Source organism: Streptomyces sp. NPDC002784 (assembly GCF_053592135.1).
Genome location: NZ_JBSFVD010000007.1, coordinates 159421 through 177285, shown reverse-complemented (window position 1 = coordinate 177285; position 17865 = coordinate 159421). Strand labels below are relative to the sequence as shown.

Annotated in this window: 16 protein-coding genes; 2 read left to right on the top strand and 14 right to left on the bottom strand. The window is 71.0% G+C overall.

The genetic code is table 11. From position 1 onward, the window contains the following. Positions 1-360 precede the first annotated feature (360 nt). Positions 361-2334 (top strand): glycosyltransferase family 2 protein, encoded by a 1974-nt coding sequence (locus ACWD1Z_RS16310; protein WP_451119170.1) that lies wholly within the window; start codon positions 361-363, stop codon positions 2332-2334. Then, positions 2331-4268, top strand: coding sequence for a galactose oxidase-like domain-containing protein (locus ACWD1Z_RS16305; protein WP_451119168.1), 1938 nt, complete (start codon positions 2331-2333; stop codon positions 4266-4268). Before ACWD1Z_RS16310 ends, ACWD1Z_RS16305 begins: the two co-directional genes overlap by 4 nt. 54 nt (positions 4269-4322) lie before the next feature. On the opposite strand, the gene ACWD1Z_RS16300 is transcribed toward ACWD1Z_RS16305, so the two are convergent. From ACWD1Z_RS16300 to ACWD1Z_RS16235, 14 genes are all read right to left on the bottom strand, one after another. Further along, the gene (locus ACWD1Z_RS16300) at positions 4323-5345 is read right to left on the bottom strand and encodes a glycoside hydrolase family 6 protein (protein ID WP_451119336.1); all 1023 of its coding nucleotides are present in this window, start codon (positions 5343-5345) and stop codon (positions 4323-4325) included. Positions 5346-5630: 285 nt separating this feature from the next. Beyond that, positions 5631-6296 (bottom strand): class F sortase, encoded by a 666-nt coding sequence (locus tag ACWD1Z_RS16295; RefSeq protein ID WP_451119166.1) that lies wholly within the window; start codon positions 6294-6296, stop codon positions 5631-5633. Positions 6297-6298: 2 nt separating this feature from the next. Then, complete coding sequence (locus tag ACWD1Z_RS16290; RefSeq protein ID WP_451119164.1) at positions 6299-6829, bottom strand: hypothetical protein; 531 nt, start codon at positions 6827-6829, stop codon at positions 6299-6301. A gap of 103 nt (positions 6830-6932) precedes the next feature. Continuing rightward, positions 6933-7712 carry an HAD-IIA family hydrolase gene (locus ACWD1Z_RS16285; RefSeq protein ID WP_250076234.1) on the bottom strand — a complete coding sequence of 260 codons (780 nt, stop codon included), beginning with the start codon at positions 7710-7712 and terminating at the stop codon, positions 6933-6935. Between the two features lie 75 nt (positions 7713-7787). Beyond that, positions 7788-9311, bottom strand: a complete 1524-nt coding sequence (locus tag ACWD1Z_RS16280; RefSeq protein WP_451119162.1) for an alkaline phosphatase family protein — start codon at positions 9309-9311, stop codon at positions 7788-7790. A gap of 84 nt (positions 9312-9395) precedes the next feature. After that, on the bottom strand, positions 9396-10451 hold the full coding sequence (locus ACWD1Z_RS16275) for a 2-aminoethylphosphonate ABC transporter substrate-binding protein (protein ID WP_451119160.1): 1056 nt from the start codon (positions 10449-10451) through the stop codon (positions 9396-9398). A 36-nt stretch (positions 10452-10487) separates the two neighbouring features. Then, a complete protein-coding gene (locus ACWD1Z_RS16270; protein ID WP_451119158.1) occupies positions 10488-11285 on the bottom strand; it encodes an ABC transporter permease in 798 nt (265 codons plus the stop codon). Further along, a complete protein-coding gene (locus ACWD1Z_RS16265; protein WP_451119157.1) occupies positions 11272-12090 on the bottom strand; it encodes a 2-aminoethylphosphonate ABC transporter permease subunit in 819 nt (272 codons plus the stop codon). The genes ACWD1Z_RS16270 and ACWD1Z_RS16265 overlap by 14 nt, the downstream gene beginning before the upstream one ends. Further along, the gene (locus ACWD1Z_RS16260; RefSeq protein ID WP_451119155.1) at positions 12083-13135 is read right to left on the bottom strand and encodes an ABC transporter ATP-binding protein; all 1053 of its coding nucleotides are present in this window, start codon (positions 13133-13135) and stop codon (positions 12083-12085) included. The genes ACWD1Z_RS16265 and ACWD1Z_RS16260 overlap by 8 nt, the downstream gene beginning before the upstream one ends. Then, on the bottom strand, positions 13132-13797 hold the full coding sequence (locus ACWD1Z_RS16255; RefSeq protein WP_451119153.1) for a phosphonatase-like hydrolase: 666 nt from the start codon (positions 13795-13797) through the stop codon (positions 13132-13134). The genes ACWD1Z_RS16260 and ACWD1Z_RS16255 overlap by 4 nt, the downstream gene beginning before the upstream one ends. Before the next feature lie 5 nt (positions 13798-13802). Then, positions 13803-14927 (bottom strand): TIGR03364 family FAD-dependent oxidoreductase, encoded by a 1125-nt coding sequence (locus ACWD1Z_RS16250; RefSeq protein ID WP_451119151.1) that lies wholly within the window; start codon positions 14925-14927, stop codon positions 13803-13805. 142 nt (positions 14928-15069) lie between these two features. Beyond that, complete coding sequence (locus ACWD1Z_RS16245; RefSeq protein ID WP_451119149.1) at positions 15070-15825, bottom strand: GntR family transcriptional regulator; 756 nt, start codon at positions 15823-15825, stop codon at positions 15070-15072. A gap of 31 nt (positions 15826-15856) precedes the next feature. Next, positions 15857-16567, bottom strand: a complete 711-nt coding sequence (locus tag ACWD1Z_RS16240; protein ID WP_451119148.1) for a hypothetical protein — start codon at positions 16565-16567, stop codon at positions 15857-15859. 142 nt (positions 16568-16709) lie between these two features. Next, the gene (locus ACWD1Z_RS16235; protein ID WP_451119146.1) at positions 16710-17825 is read right to left on the bottom strand and encodes an ROK family transcriptional regulator; all 1116 of its coding nucleotides are present in this window, start codon (positions 17823-17825) and stop codon (positions 16710-16712) included. Positions 17826-17865 lie beyond the last annotated feature (40 nt).

The window sequence follows — 17865 nt, the reverse complement described above, 5'->3', positions numbered from 1 at the left end:
CACCGGATACACAAGACCCCCACAGCCGCCACAATGAACGCGTATGACCGGTAAACACCGCGTTTCGCATCTTGCGATCATGCCGAACGCCGTAGAACCCTTGGTTCTTCAAGCTGCTGCCCGTGTGCGGCAGTTGGGGGGCAAGGAGCCGGTTGCCGTTTTGACGGGGAGAGGGGCCCCGTTCACGACCGGATGCCGAGGGGGGCATCATGCAACCGGAAGGTCGCGTTTCCATGTCTATGAAGTGGAAGATGTGGTGACGCTGACCCGCCACTGATACGTCTGTGAAGGTCGAGGGGGACCGACACCGACGAAGGAACCGACAGACACGCGGTCGACCTGCGTGTGGGGGGATGACTCATGACGTCGACGCCGACGGGCGCCCGGCAGAACTCCGACCCGTCCCAGACCACTCAGCTCAGAGTGCCGACTCATCGGACCGGGGCGTTCAGGCGCATCAAGAAGACGCTGCCGAAATACGACTACGAGCACTACAGCCGGCTGGCCGGTCCCCTCACCCAGCCCGATCCGAACAAGCCGTACCGGGTGCAGTACCGCTCGCTGATCTCGCAGGAGCCGCACCGCATACGGGTGGCCCTGATGCTCGCCGCGGCGCCGCTGCTCTCGCTGGTGCTGCTGGCCTGGCTGCTCCAGCCCGAGCACTGGACCGAACGCGACTATCCGGCCTACGACTTCCTGCCGGCGCTGGACATGGTGATGCTCGTCTCGATCGGCCTGATCGAGTTCTTCCGGTGCATGAACGTCCTGTCCAACGCGCACGCCACCCTGGTCGCCCGCGACCCGATCCCGGTGGTGCCCGAGACCGGCACCAAGGTCGCCTTCCTCACCTCCTTCGTGCCCGGCAAGGAACCGCTGGAGATGGTGACCAAGACCCTGGAGGCGGCGGTCAAGCTGCGCCACCGGGGCCTGCTGCACGTCTGGCTGCTCGACGAGGGCGACGACCCCGAGGTCAAGGAGGTCTGCGCCCGGCTCGGCGTGCACCACTTCTCCCGCAAGGGCATCGCCAAGTGGAACCAGGCCAAGGGCCCGCACCGCGCCAAGACCAAGCACGGCAACTACAACGCCTGGCTGGACGCGCACGGCGACGACTACGACTTCTTCGCCTCCGTCGACACCGACCACGTGCCGCTCCCGAACTACCTGGAGCGCATGCTCGGCTTCTTCCGGGACCCGAACGTCGGCTTCGTCATCGGCCCGCAGGTCTACGGCAACTACGACAACTTCGTCACCAAGGCCGCCGAGTCCCAGCAGTTCCTCTTCCACGCCCTCATACAGCGCGCGGGCAACCGCTACGGCTCCCCGATGTTCGTGGGTACGTCGAACGCCGTACGGATCAAGGCGCTGAAGCAGATCGGCGGTCTGTACGACTCGATCACCGAGGACATGGCGACCGGCTTCGAGATCCACCGCCACAAGAACCCGGCGACGGGCAAGAAGTGGCGCTCGGTGTACACCCCGGACGTGCTCGCCGTCGGTGAGGGCCCGAGCGCCTGGACGGACTTCTTCACCCAGCAGATGCGCTGGTCGCGAGGGACCTACGAGACGATCCTCAAGCAGTACTGGAAGGGCTGGTACTCGCTGCCGCCGAGCAAGCTCTTCAACTACACGATGATGATCATCTTCTACCCGATGTCCGCCCTGAACTGGATCCTCGCGGCCCTCAGCTGCGCCCTGTTCCTGGGCCTCGGCGCCTCCGGCGTGAACATCGACCCCACCATCTGGCTGATGCTCTACGGCAACGCCTCCGCGCTCCAGATCGGCCTGTACATCTGGAACCGCCGCCACAACGTCTCGCCGCACGAGCCGGAGGGCTCCGGCGGTGTGGCCGGCATGGTGATGTCCGCGCTGTCGGCGCCGCTGTACGCCAAGGCGCTGATGGACTCGGTGCTGCGCCGCAAGAGCAAGTTCGTGGTGACCCCCAAGGGCGACTCGGCCAGCCCCGACCGCTGGTTCGGGACCTTCCGCTACCACTGGTACTTCATCCTGATCTTCGGCGCCTCGATCGCCGCCGGCTTCGTCTACGGGCACGCGCACCCCGCGATGGTCATCTGGGCGACGTTCGCCATGCTGATCACCGCGACCCCGATCTTCGCCTGGCGGCACATGCTGCGGCAGGCGAAGAAGAAGCCGCCGGTCACCGGGGAGCCGGAGGCGGGCGCCCCGGTGGCGCCGCACCAGGCGCAGCCGCTGCCGGCCCAGCCGGGCGCGCAGCACGACCCGCAGCACAAGCCGAGTTGGGCCGCCTCGCAGGGCGGCGGCACCGACCAGACCATGCAGATCGCCCTGGGTGGACTTGGGGGACGTAAGGAATGAAAGACCAGGCCGGCCGCCGCCGTGTCCGTCGACTCGCGATAGGCACGGCGGTGGTGCTCGCGCTGGCCGGGATGAACGGTCCGTGGCTCTACCGCTTCGGCACCGAGAAATACCACCAGTACCAGATCAACCGACCGGAGTACAAAGCCGACAACGGCCACTGGGAGATCGTCGACTTCCCGGAGGAGTACCGGCAGAACACCATCCACGCGGCGTTGCTGCGCACCGGGAAGGTGCTGCTCGTCGCGGGCTCCGGCAACAACCAGGAGAACTTCGACGCGAAGAAGTTCGACACCCGGATCTGGGACCCGGTCAAGGGCACCATCAAGAAGGTGCCCACCCCGACCGACCTGTTCTGCACGGGCCACACCCAGCTGGCGAACGGCAATCTGCTGATCGCCGGCGGCACCAAGCGGTACGAGAAGCTCAAGGGTGACGTCACCAAGGCCGGCGGCCTGATGATCGTGCACAACGAGAACCCGGACAAGCCGATCACCCTGCCCGCCGGGACCAAGTTCACCGGCAAGGAGAACGGCAAGACGTTCGTCTCCAAGGACCCGGTGCTGGTGCCGCGCGCGAAGAAGGTCTTCGACAAGGCGACCGGCGAGTTCCTGCGCAACGACCCGGGCCTCGGGCGGATCTACGTCGAGGCGCAGCAGAGCGGCTCCAAGTACGAGACCGGGACCGAGGACAACTACCGGGTGCAGGGGCTGTCCGGCACCGACGCGCGGAACACCTACGGCATCGCGCAGAAGCTGGCGCTGGACAAGAAGGACTTCCAGGGCATCCGGGACGCCTACGAGTTCGATCCGGTCGCCGAGAAGTACATCAAGGTCGACCCGATGAAGGAGGCCCGCTGGTACCCGACGCTCACCACCCTGAGCGACGGGAAGATCCTCAGCGTCTCCGGGCTCGACGACATCGGGCAGCTGGTGCCGGGCAAGAACGAGGTGTACGACCCCGAGACCCAGAAGTGGACGTACACCGACAAGGTCCGGCAGTTCCCGACCTATCCGGCGCTGTTCCTGATGCAGAACGGCAAGGTCTTCTACTCCGGCTCCAACGCGGGGTACGGGCCCGACGACGTCGGGCGTGACCCCGGCGTCTGGGACGTGGAGACCAACAAGTTCACCAAGGTTCCCGGGCTGAGCGACCCCGACCGGCTGGAGACCTCGGGGACCGTGCTGCTGCCTCCGGCGCAGGACGAGAAGTACATGGTCATCGGCGGTGGCGGGGTCGGCGAGTCCAAGCTGTCCAGTGAGAAGACCCGGATCGTCGACCTGAAGGCGGACAGCCCCAGGTTCGTGGACGGGCCCTCGCTGGACAAGGGGACGCGGTATCCGTCGGCCTCCGTGCTGCCCGATGACTCCGTGCTGGTGTCGGGCGGTTCGGAGGACTATCGCGGGCGGGGGGACTCCAACATCCTCGAAGCCCGGCTCTACGACCCGTCGAGCAACTCCTTCGATCAGGTCGCGGATCCCCTGGTCGGACGGAACTACCACTCCGGCTCCGTGCTGCTGCCCGACGGACGCGTGATGTTCTTCGGCTCGGACTCCCTCTACGCCGACAAGGCGAACACCAAGCCGGGCAAGTTCGAGCAGCGGATCGAGATCTACACGCCGCCGTATCTGTACCAGGGCTCACGGCCGTCGCTGTCCAAGGGGACGGAGACCATCGAGCACGGCGAGTCCGGGACGTTCACCTCGCAGCACGCCTCCTCCATCAAGAAGGTGCGGCTGATCCGGCCGAGCGCGGCCACGCATGTGACGGACGTGGACCAGCGGTCGATCGCGCTGGACTTCACGACGGAGGGGAACAAGGTGACGGTGACGATGCCGGAGAACAAGAACCTTGTTCAGGCCGGGTGGTACATGCTGTTCGCCGTGGACGACCAGGGAGTGCCGTCCGAGGCGCAATGGGTCCGGGTGCCATAGCGCCGTCGGCGGCTCAGGGGCGTGTGGGGGCTGCTCGCGCAGTTCCCCGCGCCCCTACGGGGTTGTCGCCTTGGCCAGTTTCAGGGCGTACTCCGGCCACCACTCGCCGGCCTTCGGGCCGCCCTTGCACTCGCCGTCCGACTCCCCCGGGCGCTTGACCCAGACGTAGGCGTCGACCAGCGGGTCGGCCGTCTTGGTCGTCGGGGTCTCGCCCAGGGCGCGGCCGGGCGGGTTGCACCAGCGCTCCGCCGGGTCGCCCTCCTCGTAAGGGCCGTTGCCGTTGCGGCTGGTGTCGATGACGAAGGGCTTGTTGCCCACCTTCGCCGAGAGGGTCTTGCCGTACGCGATGGAGTCCTCGGTGGTGTAGAAGTTCGAGACGTTGACCGAGAAGCCGTCCGCCTTGGCGATGCCGGCCCAGTTCAGCGGCTCGAAGATCTGGTCCGGGTTGCCCCAGCCCGCGTTGCCCGCGTCGAGGTACACCTTGGTGTTCTTCAGCGACTTCAGCTTCTCGATCGCGCCCTTGAGGAGGTCGTAGCGCTCCTCGTGGAACTCGTCCGGGGTGCAGCCGTCCACCAGGTGCAGGACGGCGTCCGGTTCGAGGACGACCGTGGCCGAGCGGTCGCCGATGCCCTGGGCGACCCCGTCGATCCACTCGCGGTAGGCGTTGCCGTCGGCGGCGCCGCCCTGTGAGTACTGGCCGCAGTCGCGGTGCGGGATGTTGTAGAGGACCAGCAGGGCCGTGCGGCCCGCCTTGTCCGCGGCCTCGGTGTAGCCGCGGGCGTCGTCCTCCGGGGTCTCCGGGCCGATCCACTCGCCGGTCGGCTGCTCGGCGATCTTGCGGATCTGCTCGGCGTCGGCCTTCTTGCCCGCCTTCTCGTAGGCGGCCACCTGCTGGGCCGCGTTGCCCTGCGGGTTGACCCAGAACGGGTCGATCTCCTTGGGCTGCTGGGTGATGCCGGCGCCGGCGTTCTCCGGCTCGTCACCCCCGTCGTCCGAGGAAGAACAGCCCGCGATCAGCAGTGCAGCCCCCAGCACCACCGCGGACGCCCCCCTGCGGGCCCCCCTGCTGCCGTACATCCACTCCCCCTTGGGTGCACTCATCCAAGCCTCAATCCTGACACACGCGGCCCGAGGCCCACGAGGTCGGCCCCTAGGCCGGGGCCTGCTTCCGTTCTACAGTCGTATCGGACGGCCCCGGCCCCCGCCCGGCCTGTCGCCTCCCTCTCATGACCACTCGAGCGTGACCACTCGAGCCTCCCGCGCTGCCGTCGGGTTTCTCCCGCAGCCCGTTCGCGCGCGGTCGAGGACCAGCCCGGTCGGCGGCTTCCCGGGGAGCGGGTCGTCGACCGGGCCGGGTCCGCCTCACAGGCCCGTGCCCGTGAGGTACGCCGACACCACCACGTTCGCCGTGTAGCTGCGGCTCGCCCGGTCGAAGGTGCCGCCGCAGGTGATGAGCCGGAGTTCGGCGCGGCCGGGGTCGCGGGGCCCGTAGGCCTGGCGGGCGTCGAAGAGCTCCCGGGTGACGACCTGGACGTCGTCGACGGTGAAATCGGCGACCCGCCCGTCGTCGCGGATGACCCGGACCGTCGCGCCGGGCTTGAGCGCGCTGATCTTGTAGAAGACGGCGGGCCGGGTCTCGGTGTCCACGTGCCCCACCATCAGGGCCGTCCCGCGGGCGCCGGGCGCCGCGCCGGCCGCGTACCAGCCGACGACGCCGGGCTGCTCGAAGGGCGGCGGGTCGACGGCGCCCTGCGGATCCAGGCCGCGGGCGACCACGGGTGCCTGCACGCCGAGCCCGGGTATGTCCAGGCGCTGGGGATTCGCCGGGCCCAGTGGTCCGGCGGGGGGCGGCAGGTCGACGTCGGGCGGGCGGCCGACCGCGGCCATGTCGCCGGTGGTGGGCGCGGACGCCCCGTGCCGTACGTCGGTGACGTCCCGTCCCCACAGCCACAGCCCGAGCAGCAGCACGGCCCAGGCCAGGCCCGTCAGCAGCCGGCCGGAGAGCCGGGAGCGGTGCTCGTCGGACATGGTCAGTCCGTCCCGCGGCTCCGGCGGGCGCTTCTGAGCGCCACGGCCGTCGCCGCGACCGAGGCGAGGACGAGGCCGGTCACCGCGTGGCCGAGGCCCGGTCCGGTCGTCCCGGTCTCCCCGGCGGCGACCTGGACCGCCGCACCGCCGCCGCCCGCCTTCACGGGGGCGATCGGGGAAGCGGGCGCCGAGGGCGTGTCCCCCACCGGGAGCGCGACCGTGTGCCGGGCGTCCCCGCAGGTGACGGTGATGTCGTAGGAGCCGACCCGCAGCGAGGACCGGATGCGGCTCTCGCCGACGAGGACGCCCTCGGAGCCGGTGACGGCCAGCTTGACGTCGGTGACGAACGCGGCCGAGAAGGCGCTCGCCGTCCGTTCGGCGCAGCCCGTCATCCGCAGCGCGACCTCGGCGCCCGGGACCGCAGAGGCCGGATTCACCGAGATGCCACCTCCGTCCGCCGCGTACGCCGCCGGGGTGAGTGCCGCGGCGACCACCGCGGTAGCCGCACAGAGAGTGACTTTGAATGTGCCCATCGTGAACCTCCAGATACCTGGAGAGTCCTCCTGGGTGCCGGACCCCGCATCCGCAGGGGGGTCCGGCTGCTCCGAACGGGTTCTGTTCGGGCGGGAGCGGGTTTCAGATCCGGTCGACCAGGTCCGCGATGGAGTCGACGACCTGGGAGGGGCGGTACGGAAAGTTCTCCACCTGCGCGGTCCCGGTCAGCCCGGTCAGCACCAGGAACGTCTGCATCCCGGCCTCGATGCCGGCCAGCACGTCGGTGTCCATCCGGTCGCCGATCATGGCGCTGGACTCGGAGTGGGCGCCGATGGCGTTCAGGCCGGTGCGCATCATCAGGGGGTTCGGCTTGCCCGCGAAGTAGGGCTGCTTGCCGGTCGCCTTGGTGATCAGGGCGGCCACGGCGCCGGTCGCGGGCAGCGGGCCCTCGGTGGACGGGCCCGTCTCGTCGGGGTTGGTGCAGATGAACCGGGCGCCGCCGTTGATCAGACGGACCGCCTTGGTCATGGCCTCGAAGGAGTACGTCCGGGTCTCCCCCAGCACGACGTAGTCCGGCTCGTGGTCGGTGAGGATGTAGCCGATGTCGTGCAGTGCCGTGGTCAGGCCGGCCTCGCCGATGACGTACGCGGAGCCGCCGGGCCGCTGGTCGTCCAGGAACTGGGCGGTGGCCAGCGCCGAGGTCCAGATGGACTCGATCGGCACCTCCAGGCCCATGCGGCGCAGCCGGGCGTGCAGGTCGCGCGGGGTGTACATGGAGTTGTTGGTGAGCACCAGGAAGGGCTTGCCGGACTCGCGCAGCTTCTTCAGGAAGGCGTCGGCGCCGGGGATCGGTACGCCCTCGTGGATCAGCACCCCGTCCATGTCGGTGAGCCATGACTCGATGGGCTTGCGGTCTGCCATGTGCGGAACTCCTGGCGTACGTACGGGATGAGCGGAGGGCGCCGGAACCACGGCGTACCGACGCCCTCAGCCTAATCAGGAAGTGCTGACCTTGACCCCGTCGATCACCCAGTACCAGTTGTTGGACCCGGTGTAGCGGAAGCGGAAGCTCACGGTGGTGGCTCCGGCCGGGACCGGTACGGACAGGGACTGCGGCTGGGAGACGACGTCGGAGGTGTAGCTCTTGACGGCGGTGGGGGTGCCGCCGTTGAAGGAGGCGAGGATCTGGGCGGTCTGGGCGCCTTCCTGACGGTAGAAGGTGACGAAGTCCAGGCGGACCGTGCTCTTGCCGGTGACGTTGTGGGCGGGCGTCACCAGGGTGCTGTCGAAGGTGCCGGAGAAGGTCTTGTCCGCCCACTCGTCGGAGTCGGCGACGGCGAAGACGCCGCGGGCGCGGACGTTGAGCTCCCGGGACTGGTCGCGCTGGGTGCGGGACCAGAACTCGTCGGTGGCGAAGGACCAGCCGCGCCACTCGGTGACCCCGCCGGTGCCCATGGCGCTGTTGATGACGGACCAGCCGCTGGGCGGGGTGCGGGTGTAGCCGAGGACGGTCTGGGGGATGCCCGTCTCGTCGGTGCGGGCGGACAGCGGGAGCGCGTCGAAGGGGTCGGCGGAGCGCTCCTGGATCGGCTTGCCGTCCAGGCCCCAGGCGGGGTCGACGGGGATGCCGAGCTGCTTGAACACGGTGGGGACGACGTCCACGAGCCGGGTGTCGAGGGGGCGGGCGCCGGCCGCGATACCGGGGCCGGTGGCCAGGACGAAGGTGCGGCGCTCCTCGATGGCGGAGCCGCCGTGGCCGCCCGGGTCCAGGTGGCCGTGGTCGGTGGTGACGATGACGGTCCAGCGCTCGGTGGAGTGGCTGGGCCTGGCCTTGATCGCGGCGCGGAGCCGACCGAGGTAGGCGTCCTGTACGGCGATCTGGTTCAGGTACGCCTGGCTGCCAGCGCCGGAGTTGTGGCCGACGATGTCGGACTGGCCGAAGTAGACGAAGAGGACGTCGGGGTTCTGGTCGCGCAGGAGGGCCTCGGCCTCGGCGGCGATGGTGGCGTCGTGGCCGGTGTATCCGTCGGCGTCGCCGTCGAGGACGAGCTTGGCGTCGGCGCCGGGGGTGACGGTGCCCTGGGTGTCGAGGGGCTTCCAGTCGACGGCGGCGTAGGTGGACAGCTCGGGCCGGAGCTGGGCGAGGCGGGCGAGGAAGCCGGGGTACTGGCCGTACTTCTTGCCGGTGAAGGTGTTGTCCTTGACTCCGTGCTTGTCGGGCCAGACGCCGGTGGCGATGGTCGACCAGCCGGGGCCGGAGGAGGTGGCGGCCATGGGGTTGGCGTAGAGCAGCGAGGTGCCGAAGGTGCCCTCGCTCATCATGGCCTTCAGGTGCGGGGCGTCGGCGGCGGCGATCCGGTCGTACCGCAGACCGTCCATGCCGATGACGAGGACCTTGTCCTTGCTGGTGCCGTTGGGCAGCACCGGCACGGCGTGCGCGGGGGCGGCCCCGAGGGCGAGGGCCGCGGCGGTGGTCGCGGTGGCGGTGAGCACGGTGCGGCGGGTCGGGTGTGACGTCATGGGAGCCTCCGGAGGGTGAAGGGCTGTGCTCGGACATGGCGACGCCCCCGGTAGGGGTGCCAGGGGCGTTGCGGTGTGCGGGGGTCAGCTGCCGGTTGCCGACTTCCAGTTGTCGACGTGCTCGGTGAGGTTCTTCTCGATGGCGTCCCAGTCCGGCTCGAAGATCTCGACGTCCTTGATGAGGTTCGTCAGGGCGATCGCGTCGGCGTCGACCGCCTTGATGTCCTGGCGGGCGGTGAAGCCGCCGCCGATCTCGCTGACCTGCTGCTGTGCCGTCCGGCTGAGCATGTAGTCGAGAAGTTTCCTGCCGTTCTCCGAATGCGGGGCGTCCGTCACCAGACCGGCCGCGTACGGCAGCGCGAACGTCGTCGGCTTGCCGCCCTCCCGCGCCGGGAACCAGATCCCGAGGTTGGGCATGTCCTTGGACTGGGCGTAGTTCATCTGCACATCGCCGTTGGCGACCAGCAGTTCGCCCTTGTCGACCTTGGGCGCGAGCTTGCCGGTGGAGGCGGACGGGCCGACGTTGTTGGACTGCAGCTCGCCGAGGTACTCCAGCGCGGCCTCCTCGCCGCCGAAGTCGTGCATCGCCTTGATGAGGACGGCGGTTCCGTCACCGGCCACGCCCGGCGTGGAGTACTGGAGCTTGTTCTTGTACTTGGTGTCCAGCAGCTCCTCCCACGTGGTGGGGGCCTGCGCCAGTTCCTTCGTGTTGTAGATGAACCCGAAGTAGTTGTTGACGACGGAGGTCCACGTCCCGTCGGCGGACTTGTCGGCCCCGCTCACCTGGTCGGCGCCCTTGGGGACGTACGTCTGCAGCAGCCCCTTGCCGTCGGCCTGCTGGATGAACGGCGGCAGGGTGACGAGGACGTCGGCCTGCGGGTTGCTCTGCTCGCGGACGGCGCGCTGCACCATCTCGCCGGAGCCGCCCTCGACGTACTCGACCTTGATCCCGGTCTCCTTCTCGAAGTCCGCGAAGATCCGGTCGTACCAGCCGTCGCCGTTCTCCCCCTTGAGGCCGTCCGCGCTGTAGACGGTGACGACCTTCTCGTCGGAGGCGGCGGAGCTGCCGCCGCAGGCGGACAGCGCCGGGGTGGCGACCAGCGCGAGCGCTACGGCGAGCGTGCTGCGGTTTCTGGGCATGGCGAGGTGAACTCCCAACGGTAGAGGGGGTGTCGGTCAGCGGTAGGAGGCTTTGGTGCGCACGCGGGAGACGGCGAACAGCACGAGCAGCGTCGCCGTCATCAGGACCACGGCGATCGCGGACCCGGTGAACAGGGCACCGCGGTCGGTGGCCGCGTAGATCAGGACCGGAAGCGGGGTCCAGTCGGGCGGGTAGAGCATCATCGTGGCGCTCAGCTCGCCCATGGACAGGGCGAAGCAGAGGCCGGCCGCGGCGGACAGGGAGGGCAGCAGCAGGGGCAGCTTCACCCGCCACAGCACGGCGGAGGGGCGCGCTCCGAGCGAGGCGGCGGCCTGCTCGTAGGCGGGGTCGAGGCGGGTCAGCGCGGCGGACACCGACTGGTGGGCGAAGGCGGTGACCAGCACGGTGTGCGCGACGATCACGATCCACCGGGTGCCGTTGAGCAGCATCGGCGGCTGCGAGAAGGCGACCAGCACGGCGAGCCCGACGACCACGGAGGGCACCGCGAGCGGGAGCACGAACAGCGCGTCGAGCACCCGCCGTCCGCGCCTGCCGAGGGCCTGGGCGGTGAGGGCGGCCCAGGTTCCGGTGGCGAGGGCGAGCAGGCTGGCGCCGGCCGCGGTGACCAGGCTGGTGGTGAGCGCCTGGAGGGCCTCGCCGCGGGTGGCGGCCGCGTAGTGCTCGGTGGTGAAGCCGGACGGCAGCACGCTGGACCAGTTGGTCGCGAAGGAGGCGCCGAGGACCACCAGCAGCGGCAGCGCGAACAGGGGCAGGAACAGCAGGAGGAAGAGGGCCCATACGGTCCACCTGGCCCCGCGGTTATGCACCAGCACGACGGCTCACCACCCGGTACAGGCCGTACAGGCCCACGGAGATCAGGACGTTGACGACGGCGACCACGCAGGCGCCCGGGTAGTCGGACTCCAGGATCGCCTTGCTGTAGACGAGGGTGGGCAGCGTGGTGACGCCCTTGGCGCCGGTGAAGAGCACGATGCCGAACTCGTTGAGGCACAGGACGAGGACCAGGCTGCCGCCGGCCGCGAGGGCGGGCAGCGCCTCGGGCAGGATGATCTGACGGATGATCCTCGGCGCCCGCGCGCCCAGTGAACCGGCCGCCTCCAGCTGCGCGGTGTCGAGCTGGGCGAAGGCCGCGAGCAGGGGCCGCATCACGAACGGCGTGAAGTAGGTGATCTCGGCGAGCAGGACGCCCCAGGGCGTGGTGAGGAACTGGAAGGGCCCGTCGGCGGCCCCGGTGACGTCCGTCCACAGTCCGTTGGCCATGCCGACCGTGCCGTAGACGAACAGCAGGGCGAGCGTGATCAGGAAGGACGGGAAGGAGAGGAACACGTCGATGAACCGGGCCACGGCCCGTGCCCCGGGGAAGGGCACGAAGGCGATGACCAGCGCCAGGGCGAAGCCGAGGACCAGGCATCCGGCGGTGGCGGCGAGCGCCAGCCACACGGTGGTCCACAGCGCCTCGCGGAACGCCTCGGAGGCGAAGACGTCGGCGTACGGCTGGAAGGACGTGCCCCCGGTGTCCGGTTGCAGCGACTGCTCGACGACGAGGGCGAGGGGGTAGAGGAAGAACAGGGCGAGGAGGGCGACGGGCGGCAGGGCCCACAGGAGCCTTCTAGTCATCGCCGACTCCCGCGGCCAGCAGTACCGCGTCCTCCGGGGCGAAGTGCAGGCTCACCGTGTCGCCGAGGGCGGGCGGGTTCCGCAGCTCCCGCAGATCCGCCATGACCCGGTGGCCGTCGGTCTCGACGTACAGCCGGTGGGTGGCGCCCCGCCACTGGATCTCCCGTACCGTCCCGGTCAGGCGGTTGGGGCCGTCGCCGACGCCGATCAGGTGCGGCCGTACGCACAGGGTGGCCCGCGCGCCCCGCGCGACGCCCGTGGTGTCGACCTTCAGTTCGGTGCCGGCGAAGGTCACGCCGCCCGGACCCACCGTCACCGGGAGCAGGTTGGCGTTGCCCACGAAGGACGCGGTGAACTCGTTGGCCGGGGCGCGGTAGAGCTCCCGGGGCGTGCCGCAGGCCTGGAGGCGGGCCGAGTCCATCACCGCGATCCGGTCGGCCAGGGTGAGCGCCTCGACCTGGTCGTGGGTGACGTACAGGATCGAGACGTCCGGCAGCTCCCGGTGCAGGCGGGCCAGTTCGGCGAGCATGCCGGAGCGCAGCCGGGCGTCGAGGGCGGACAGGGGCTCGTCCAGCAGCAGCACCCCGGGCCGGATGGCGAGGGCCCGCGCGATGGCGACGCGCTGCTGCTGGCCGCCGGACAGCTCGCGGGGGTAGCGGCGGGCGTAGGCCGCCATGCCGGTCAGCTCCAGGGCCTCGGCGACCCGTCCGCGGATCTCGTCCCGGGCCACCTTGCGGGCCTTCAGTCCGAAGGCCACGTTGTCCTCGACCCGCATGTGCGGGAAGAGGGCGTACTGCTGGACGACCATCCCGATGCCCCGCCGGTGCGGGGGCAGCCCGGTGACGTCACGGTCACCGAGGAAGACCCGCCCGGCGGCGGGCCGCACGAACCCGGCGACCGCCCGCAGCGCGGTGGTCTTGCCGGATCCGGACGGCCCGAGCAGCGCCATGACCTCGCCGGGGGCGACGGTGAGGTCGAGGGCGTCGAGGACGACCTGGCCGTCGTAGGAGACGGTGACGCCGTCGAAGCGGATGCCGCTGCTCATGCGAGCGCTCCCGGCAACTGCGCGACGGAGTCCAGGACCCGGCCCGCGCCGGCGGCCGTGAGCGCGTCCGCGTCGTGGGCGCCGGTCAGGACGCCCGCGACGAGGCCCGCGCCCGAGCGGACGCCGCTGAGCATGTCGTAGGAGGTGTCGCCGACGACCGCGACCTGCCGGACGCTGTCCGCGGCGGCCGTGCGGAGGAAGGCGGTGAGGACCATGTCCGGGTACGGCCGTCCGCGGCCCCCCGCGTCGGCCGGGCACAGCGTGAGCGGGACCAGGTCCTGCCAGCCGAGCGCGGCCAGGATGGCGTCCTGGGTGGTGCGGGCGAAGCCGGTGGTGAGCACGACGGTACGGCCCTGGGCGGTGAGTTCCTCGATGGCCTCGCGCGCCCCGGGGACCGGCGCGATCCGGCCCGCGTCGACCAGCCGGGCGTACGCCTCCTCGAAGGCCCGGTTGGCCTGCTGGGCCTTGGCCTCCTCCCCGAACAGGTGCCGGAAGACGGAGATCTTGGACTCGCCCATGGTGGCGCGGACGTACTCCAGCATCGACGCGGGTTCGGCGCCCAGGTGCCGGGCCGCCGCGGTGAACGCCTGCTCCACGAGGCCGCCGTCGGCGACGGTGGTGCCGGCCATGTCGAGGACGACGAGTCGGATGTCTTCGGTCATGTCCCTCACCAGCCCAGTTCGTTCGCGGTGGTCTCGGCTATCGCGGGCGAGCAGGTCATGCCGCGCCCGCCGGGCCCGGTGACCAGCCACACCCCGTCGCGCACCTGTTGCCGGTGCACCACCAGGGAGGGGTCGGTGCACTGCGCGTACACGCCCGCCCAGCGGCGGCGGATCTTCGGCAGCGGGCGGCCGAGGAAGGATTCGACGACCTCGACGAGGTGGTCGTAGGGGTCTTCGAGGGTGTCGAAGGCGAAGGGGTGCTCGTACTCGTGGGTGTCGCCGATGGTCAGTCCGCCGTCGGCGCGCTGGACCATGAGCAGCTGCATCCGGTGCCGCTCGGCGGTCTCGGTCTGCGGCTGCCCGGAGGCGAGGGCGTCCAGGGCGTCGCCGCGGTAGGCCGGGTAGTAGCGGAAGCTGTCGGCGTCGGCGACCGAGGTGGTGAGCGGTTCGCCCAGCGGGTCGGTCTGCATCATCTGCAGGCGGACCCGGCGCACCGGCAGCTCGGGCCCGGCCAGCTCGCGGACCAGCCCGCCGAGCCAGGCGCCGGTGCACAGCAGGACCACGTCACCGCTGTGGACGTCGCCGTGGTCGTCGCGGACGGCACCGGCGCCGATGACCTCGCGGACCTCGCGGCCGGGCAGGAAGGTGTAGCGCGGCGACTTCAGCAGTTCCTCGCGCAGGGCGAGCTGAGCCGTGCGCGGTTCCAGGGCCGCGTCCCGCTCGCAGTACAGGGCGGCGGTGAACTCGCCGCGCAGGGCGGGGTTGAGGGCGCGGGCCTCGGCCGGGGTGAGCAGCTTGCGGCCCCGCGCCGCGGCGTCCTCCCGGGCTACGGCGGCCTCGGCGACGGCGAGTTCGAGGTCGCCGCGGACCGGGGTGAGGGAGCCATTGGCGCGGAAGCCCAGCTTCGGCACCCGGGCGCCGATCTCCTCCCACAGCTCCCGCGCCCTGAGGGCGGTGTCCAGCTCCTCCCCCACCGCGCGGCCACTGACCCAGATCTGGCCGAAATTGCGCAGCGAGGCGCCGCGAGCCTCCGCCTCGCGCTCGATCTGTACGACCTCGTGGCCGCGTTCCACTGCTTGCCAGGCGTGCATGGTGCCCACCACGCCGGCTCCGACGACTGTCACTCTCACGACGGCAACGCTCCTCGGGCTCAGGGAACCGGAAGGGTCCGGCTACCAACGGGAGCGTGAACGAGCCATCACGTTTGGGCTAGACCCGTTATGTTTTCGTGATACTCATTGGCCATGAAATAGAGGTCCGGAGGGTCGATTTTCAGCCGCTGAGATGGGCGCTGAAGGAGAAGCGGTCGCCGCGGTAGAGAGTCCGTACGCGCTCCAGGGGCGCTCCGGAGGTGTCCCGTGAGACCCGGTGGATCAGGAGCATCGGCAGGGCCGGCGGGGTGCCGATGAGCAGGGCCTCGCGCGGGGTGGCGAGCACGGTCTCGATGCGCTCGTCGGCGTCGCCGAAGGCGATGTCCTGGGAGTGGAGGTAGGCGTAGAAGGAGGAGTCCGGGTCGAAGTCGGTGTCCAGGCGGGGCACCCGGGCCACGGCCACGTAGGTGCTCTCCAGGCCGACCCGCTCGTCGTCGGCGAGCAGCACCCGCTCCAGGTGCCAGACGGCCTCGCCCCGGGTGAGACCGGTCTCGGCGGCCAGGGCGTCCGGGCAGGGGAAGCGGTCCAGGGTGACGAGGGTACGGCCGGGGGTGCGCCCCTGCCGCCGTACGCCCTCGGTGTAGCTGGCCAGGGACAGCGGCTGCTCCAGCTTCGGCCCGGCGACGACGGTTCCGCGCCCCTGCCGCCGCAGCTTGCCCTCCAGCACCAGCTCGCGCAGCGCCTGCCGCACGGTCTCGCGGGCGACGTCGTACTCCTCGGCGAGATCGCGCTCGGTGGGGATGGCGCTGCCCTCGGGGAGTTGCGCCACGAGGTGGTCGACGCGCGCCTTCACCGCGTAGTACTTCGGGATGCGTCCGTGTTCGGGGATGCCGGAGCGGACGGGGGCGCCGGGGGCCTGGTCGTTCGGGTAGTCCACCCAGGGATCGTCGCAGACGGGCCCGGCGAGCTCAGCGGCGCCTGCGCAACAGCAGCAGGGTGCCGCCCGCGGTGAGCAGTGCGGCGAGGGCGGCGGTGACGGCGGCGGCGGGGGTGCCGGTGCTGGCGAGCTCCTCGGCGAAGGGGAGGCGGGGGGCGGGGGACCGTTCGGGGTCGGCGGTGGTGGCGGGGGCGGGCTCGGAGTCGATGCCGAACCGGTAGTCGTTGGACTGGCCCACCCAGTCCCCGTCGTCGTCGTGGCGCTGCACCACGGCGGCGTTGGCGGTGACCCGGTTGGGCACGGCATCGGAGGTGACGGCGAGCCGCACCTTCACGGTGACGGTCCCGCGGGGGCCGACGGTGAAGCCGGGGAACCCCTCGAAGGCTCCGACGAGTTCGTCCTCGTCGGTGGTCTCGAAGCGGACGGGATGGGTCCGGTTCCCCGCGTAGAACTCCAGCCGGGGCTGGGCGGACGTCAGGGCCCGCTTCTCGTCCACGAGTACGACGACGGGGTGCACGTTCGCGCAGGTCGCCCCGGTTTTGTTGGTGAGCTCCAGGTACCAGGTGCCGTATCCGCCCCCGGCCTGGTAGGAGCGGGGACCGCCGTGGATGCGGGTGGTGAGCGGGAAGGAGCGCCCGTCGGAGGCGGCACAGCCGCTCTCGGGTCCGGCGGCGTGCGCAACCCCGGGCGCGGACACGAGAGCGAGGGGGAGGAACAGGGACGCGGACAGCAACAGTCGCATGAACACATGACCTTGCCGGACGGACGGACCGCCACGCGTGCGCCGCACCCGGGGAGAGGGTGGTTTCCACCCGGTCGGCCCTGTCGGCCCTGTCCGACTCCCTGGGTCCGGGCTTCATCCGGGAGACGGCCCCCGCGGCCCCTCAGCCCGCCGCCCCTCGCCCCTCCCCCCGCCCGAACAGCGGTGCCAGCACCAGTTGGGCCGCGCCCTCGGCGACCTCCCGGCCCTCCCCCGGAGCGATCCGCACCGGTACCGGGTCCTCGCCCACCCTCCGGCCCCGCTCGCCGAGAACGGCCGCGGCGCCCCGTACGAAGTGCTCCGGCCGGGCCGCCACCGTGCGCCCGCCCAGCAGCACCACGTCGATGTCGAGCAGCGCGACCAGGTTCCCGGCGCCGGTGCCCAGCACGCGGGCCGCTTCCTCGAAGTCCCCGCGGTCCACGGCGGCCAGGCACAGCGCCTCCACGCAGCCCCGGTTGCCGCACCCGCACACCGGCCCGTCCAACTGCACCACCTGGTGCCCGAACTCCCCCGCCCCGGTCCTGGCCCCGCGGTGCACCGCGCCGCCGAGCACGATCCCGCCGCCGAGCCCGGCCCCGAAGTGCAGATACGCGAACGACTCCGCCACCCCGCCGACCGCCAGGCCCAGCGCCGCGGCGTTCGTGTCCTTGTCCACCGTCACCGGCGCGCCCAGCTCCCGCTCCAGCGCCTCGCGCAGCGCAAAGCCGTCCCACTCGGGAAACCCGGTGACCCGGTGCAGCACCCCCCGGACGTGGTCCAGCGGCCCGGGCACCCCGACGCCCACCCCGAGCAGGGCGCCCCCCGGCCGGCCCGCCAGCAGCGCCGGCACCTCCCGGCTCACCCCCGCCACCACCGCCGCCTGACCGGCCCCCAGCCCCAGCGGAGCGCTCCGCTCCGCCACCACCGCCCCGGTCAGATCCACCAGCACCGCCCGCAGCGCGTCCCGGTCCAGGTGCACTCCCACCGCATGCCCGGCCTCCGGCACCAGCCGCAGCGCGGTCCGCGGCTTGCCGCCCGTCGACGCCCGCCGTCCCGCCTCCGCCGCCAGCCCCTCCGCCCGCAGCCGCGCGGTGATCTTGCTGACGGCCTGCGGGGTCAGCCCGATCCGCTCCGCCAGCTCCAGCCGGCTGATCCCCTCGGGACCGGCCGTCCGCAGCAGATCCAGCACGAGCGCGGTGTTGTGGCTGCGCAACGCCGGCAGGTTCACGCCCAGGGTCACGCTTCTCGCACTGCTGCTCATGGGCCCATTCTCCCCGCCGCTTGCACTTTGGCAACAGCGT

Excerpts from the sequence above, each read along its gene's own strand:
- ACWD1Z_RS16235 (WP_451119146.1), bottom strand. The coding sequence starts at position 17,825 with ATGAGCAGCAGTGCGAGAAGCGTGACCCTGGGCGTGAACCTGCCGGCG.
- ACWD1Z_RS16265 (WP_451119157.1), bottom strand. The coding sequence starts at position 12,090 with ATGACTAGAAGGCTCCTGTGGGCCCTGCCGCCCGTCGCCCTCCTCGCC.
- ACWD1Z_RS16310 (WP_451119170.1), top strand. The coding sequence starts at position 361 with ATGACGTCGACGCCGACGGGCGCCCGGCAGAACTCCGACCCGTCCCAG.
- ACWD1Z_RS16285 (WP_250076234.1), bottom strand. The coding sequence starts at position 7,712 with ATGGCAGACCGCAAGCCCATCGAGTCATGGCTCACCGACATGGACGGG.
- ACWD1Z_RS16260 (WP_451119155.1), bottom strand. The coding sequence starts at position 13,135 with ATGAGCAGCGGCATCCGCTTCGACGGCGTCACCGTCTCCTACGACGGC.
- ACWD1Z_RS16240 (WP_451119148.1), bottom strand. The coding sequence starts at position 16,567 with ATGCGACTGTTGCTGTCCGCGTCCCTGTTCCTCCCCCTCGCTCTCGTG.
- ACWD1Z_RS16290 (WP_451119164.1), bottom strand. The coding sequence starts at position 6,829 with ATGGGCACATTCAAAGTCACTCTCTGTGCGGCTACCGCGGTGGTCGCC.
- ACWD1Z_RS16295 (WP_451119166.1), bottom strand. The coding sequence starts at position 6,296 with ATGTCCGACGAGCACCGCTCCCGGCTCTCCGGCCGGCTGCTGACGGGC.
- ACWD1Z_RS16280 (WP_451119162.1), bottom strand. The coding sequence starts at position 9,311 with ATGACGTCACACCCGACCCGCCGCACCGTGCTCACCGCCACCGCGACC.
- ACWD1Z_RS16300 (WP_451119336.1), bottom strand. The coding sequence starts at position 5,345 with ATGTACGGCAGCAGGGGGGCCCGCAGGGGGGCGTCCGCGGTGGTGCTG.
- ACWD1Z_RS16255 (WP_451119153.1), bottom strand. The coding sequence starts at position 13,797 with ATGACCGAAGACATCCGACTCGTCGTCCTCGACATGGCCGGCACCACC.
- ACWD1Z_RS16305 (WP_451119168.1), top strand. The coding sequence starts at position 2,331 with ATGAAAGACCAGGCCGGCCGCCGCCGTGTCCGTCGACTCGCGATAGGC.
- ACWD1Z_RS16275 (WP_451119160.1), bottom strand. The coding sequence starts at position 10,451 with ATGCCCAGAAACCGCAGCACGCTCGCCGTAGCGCTCGCGCTGGTCGCC.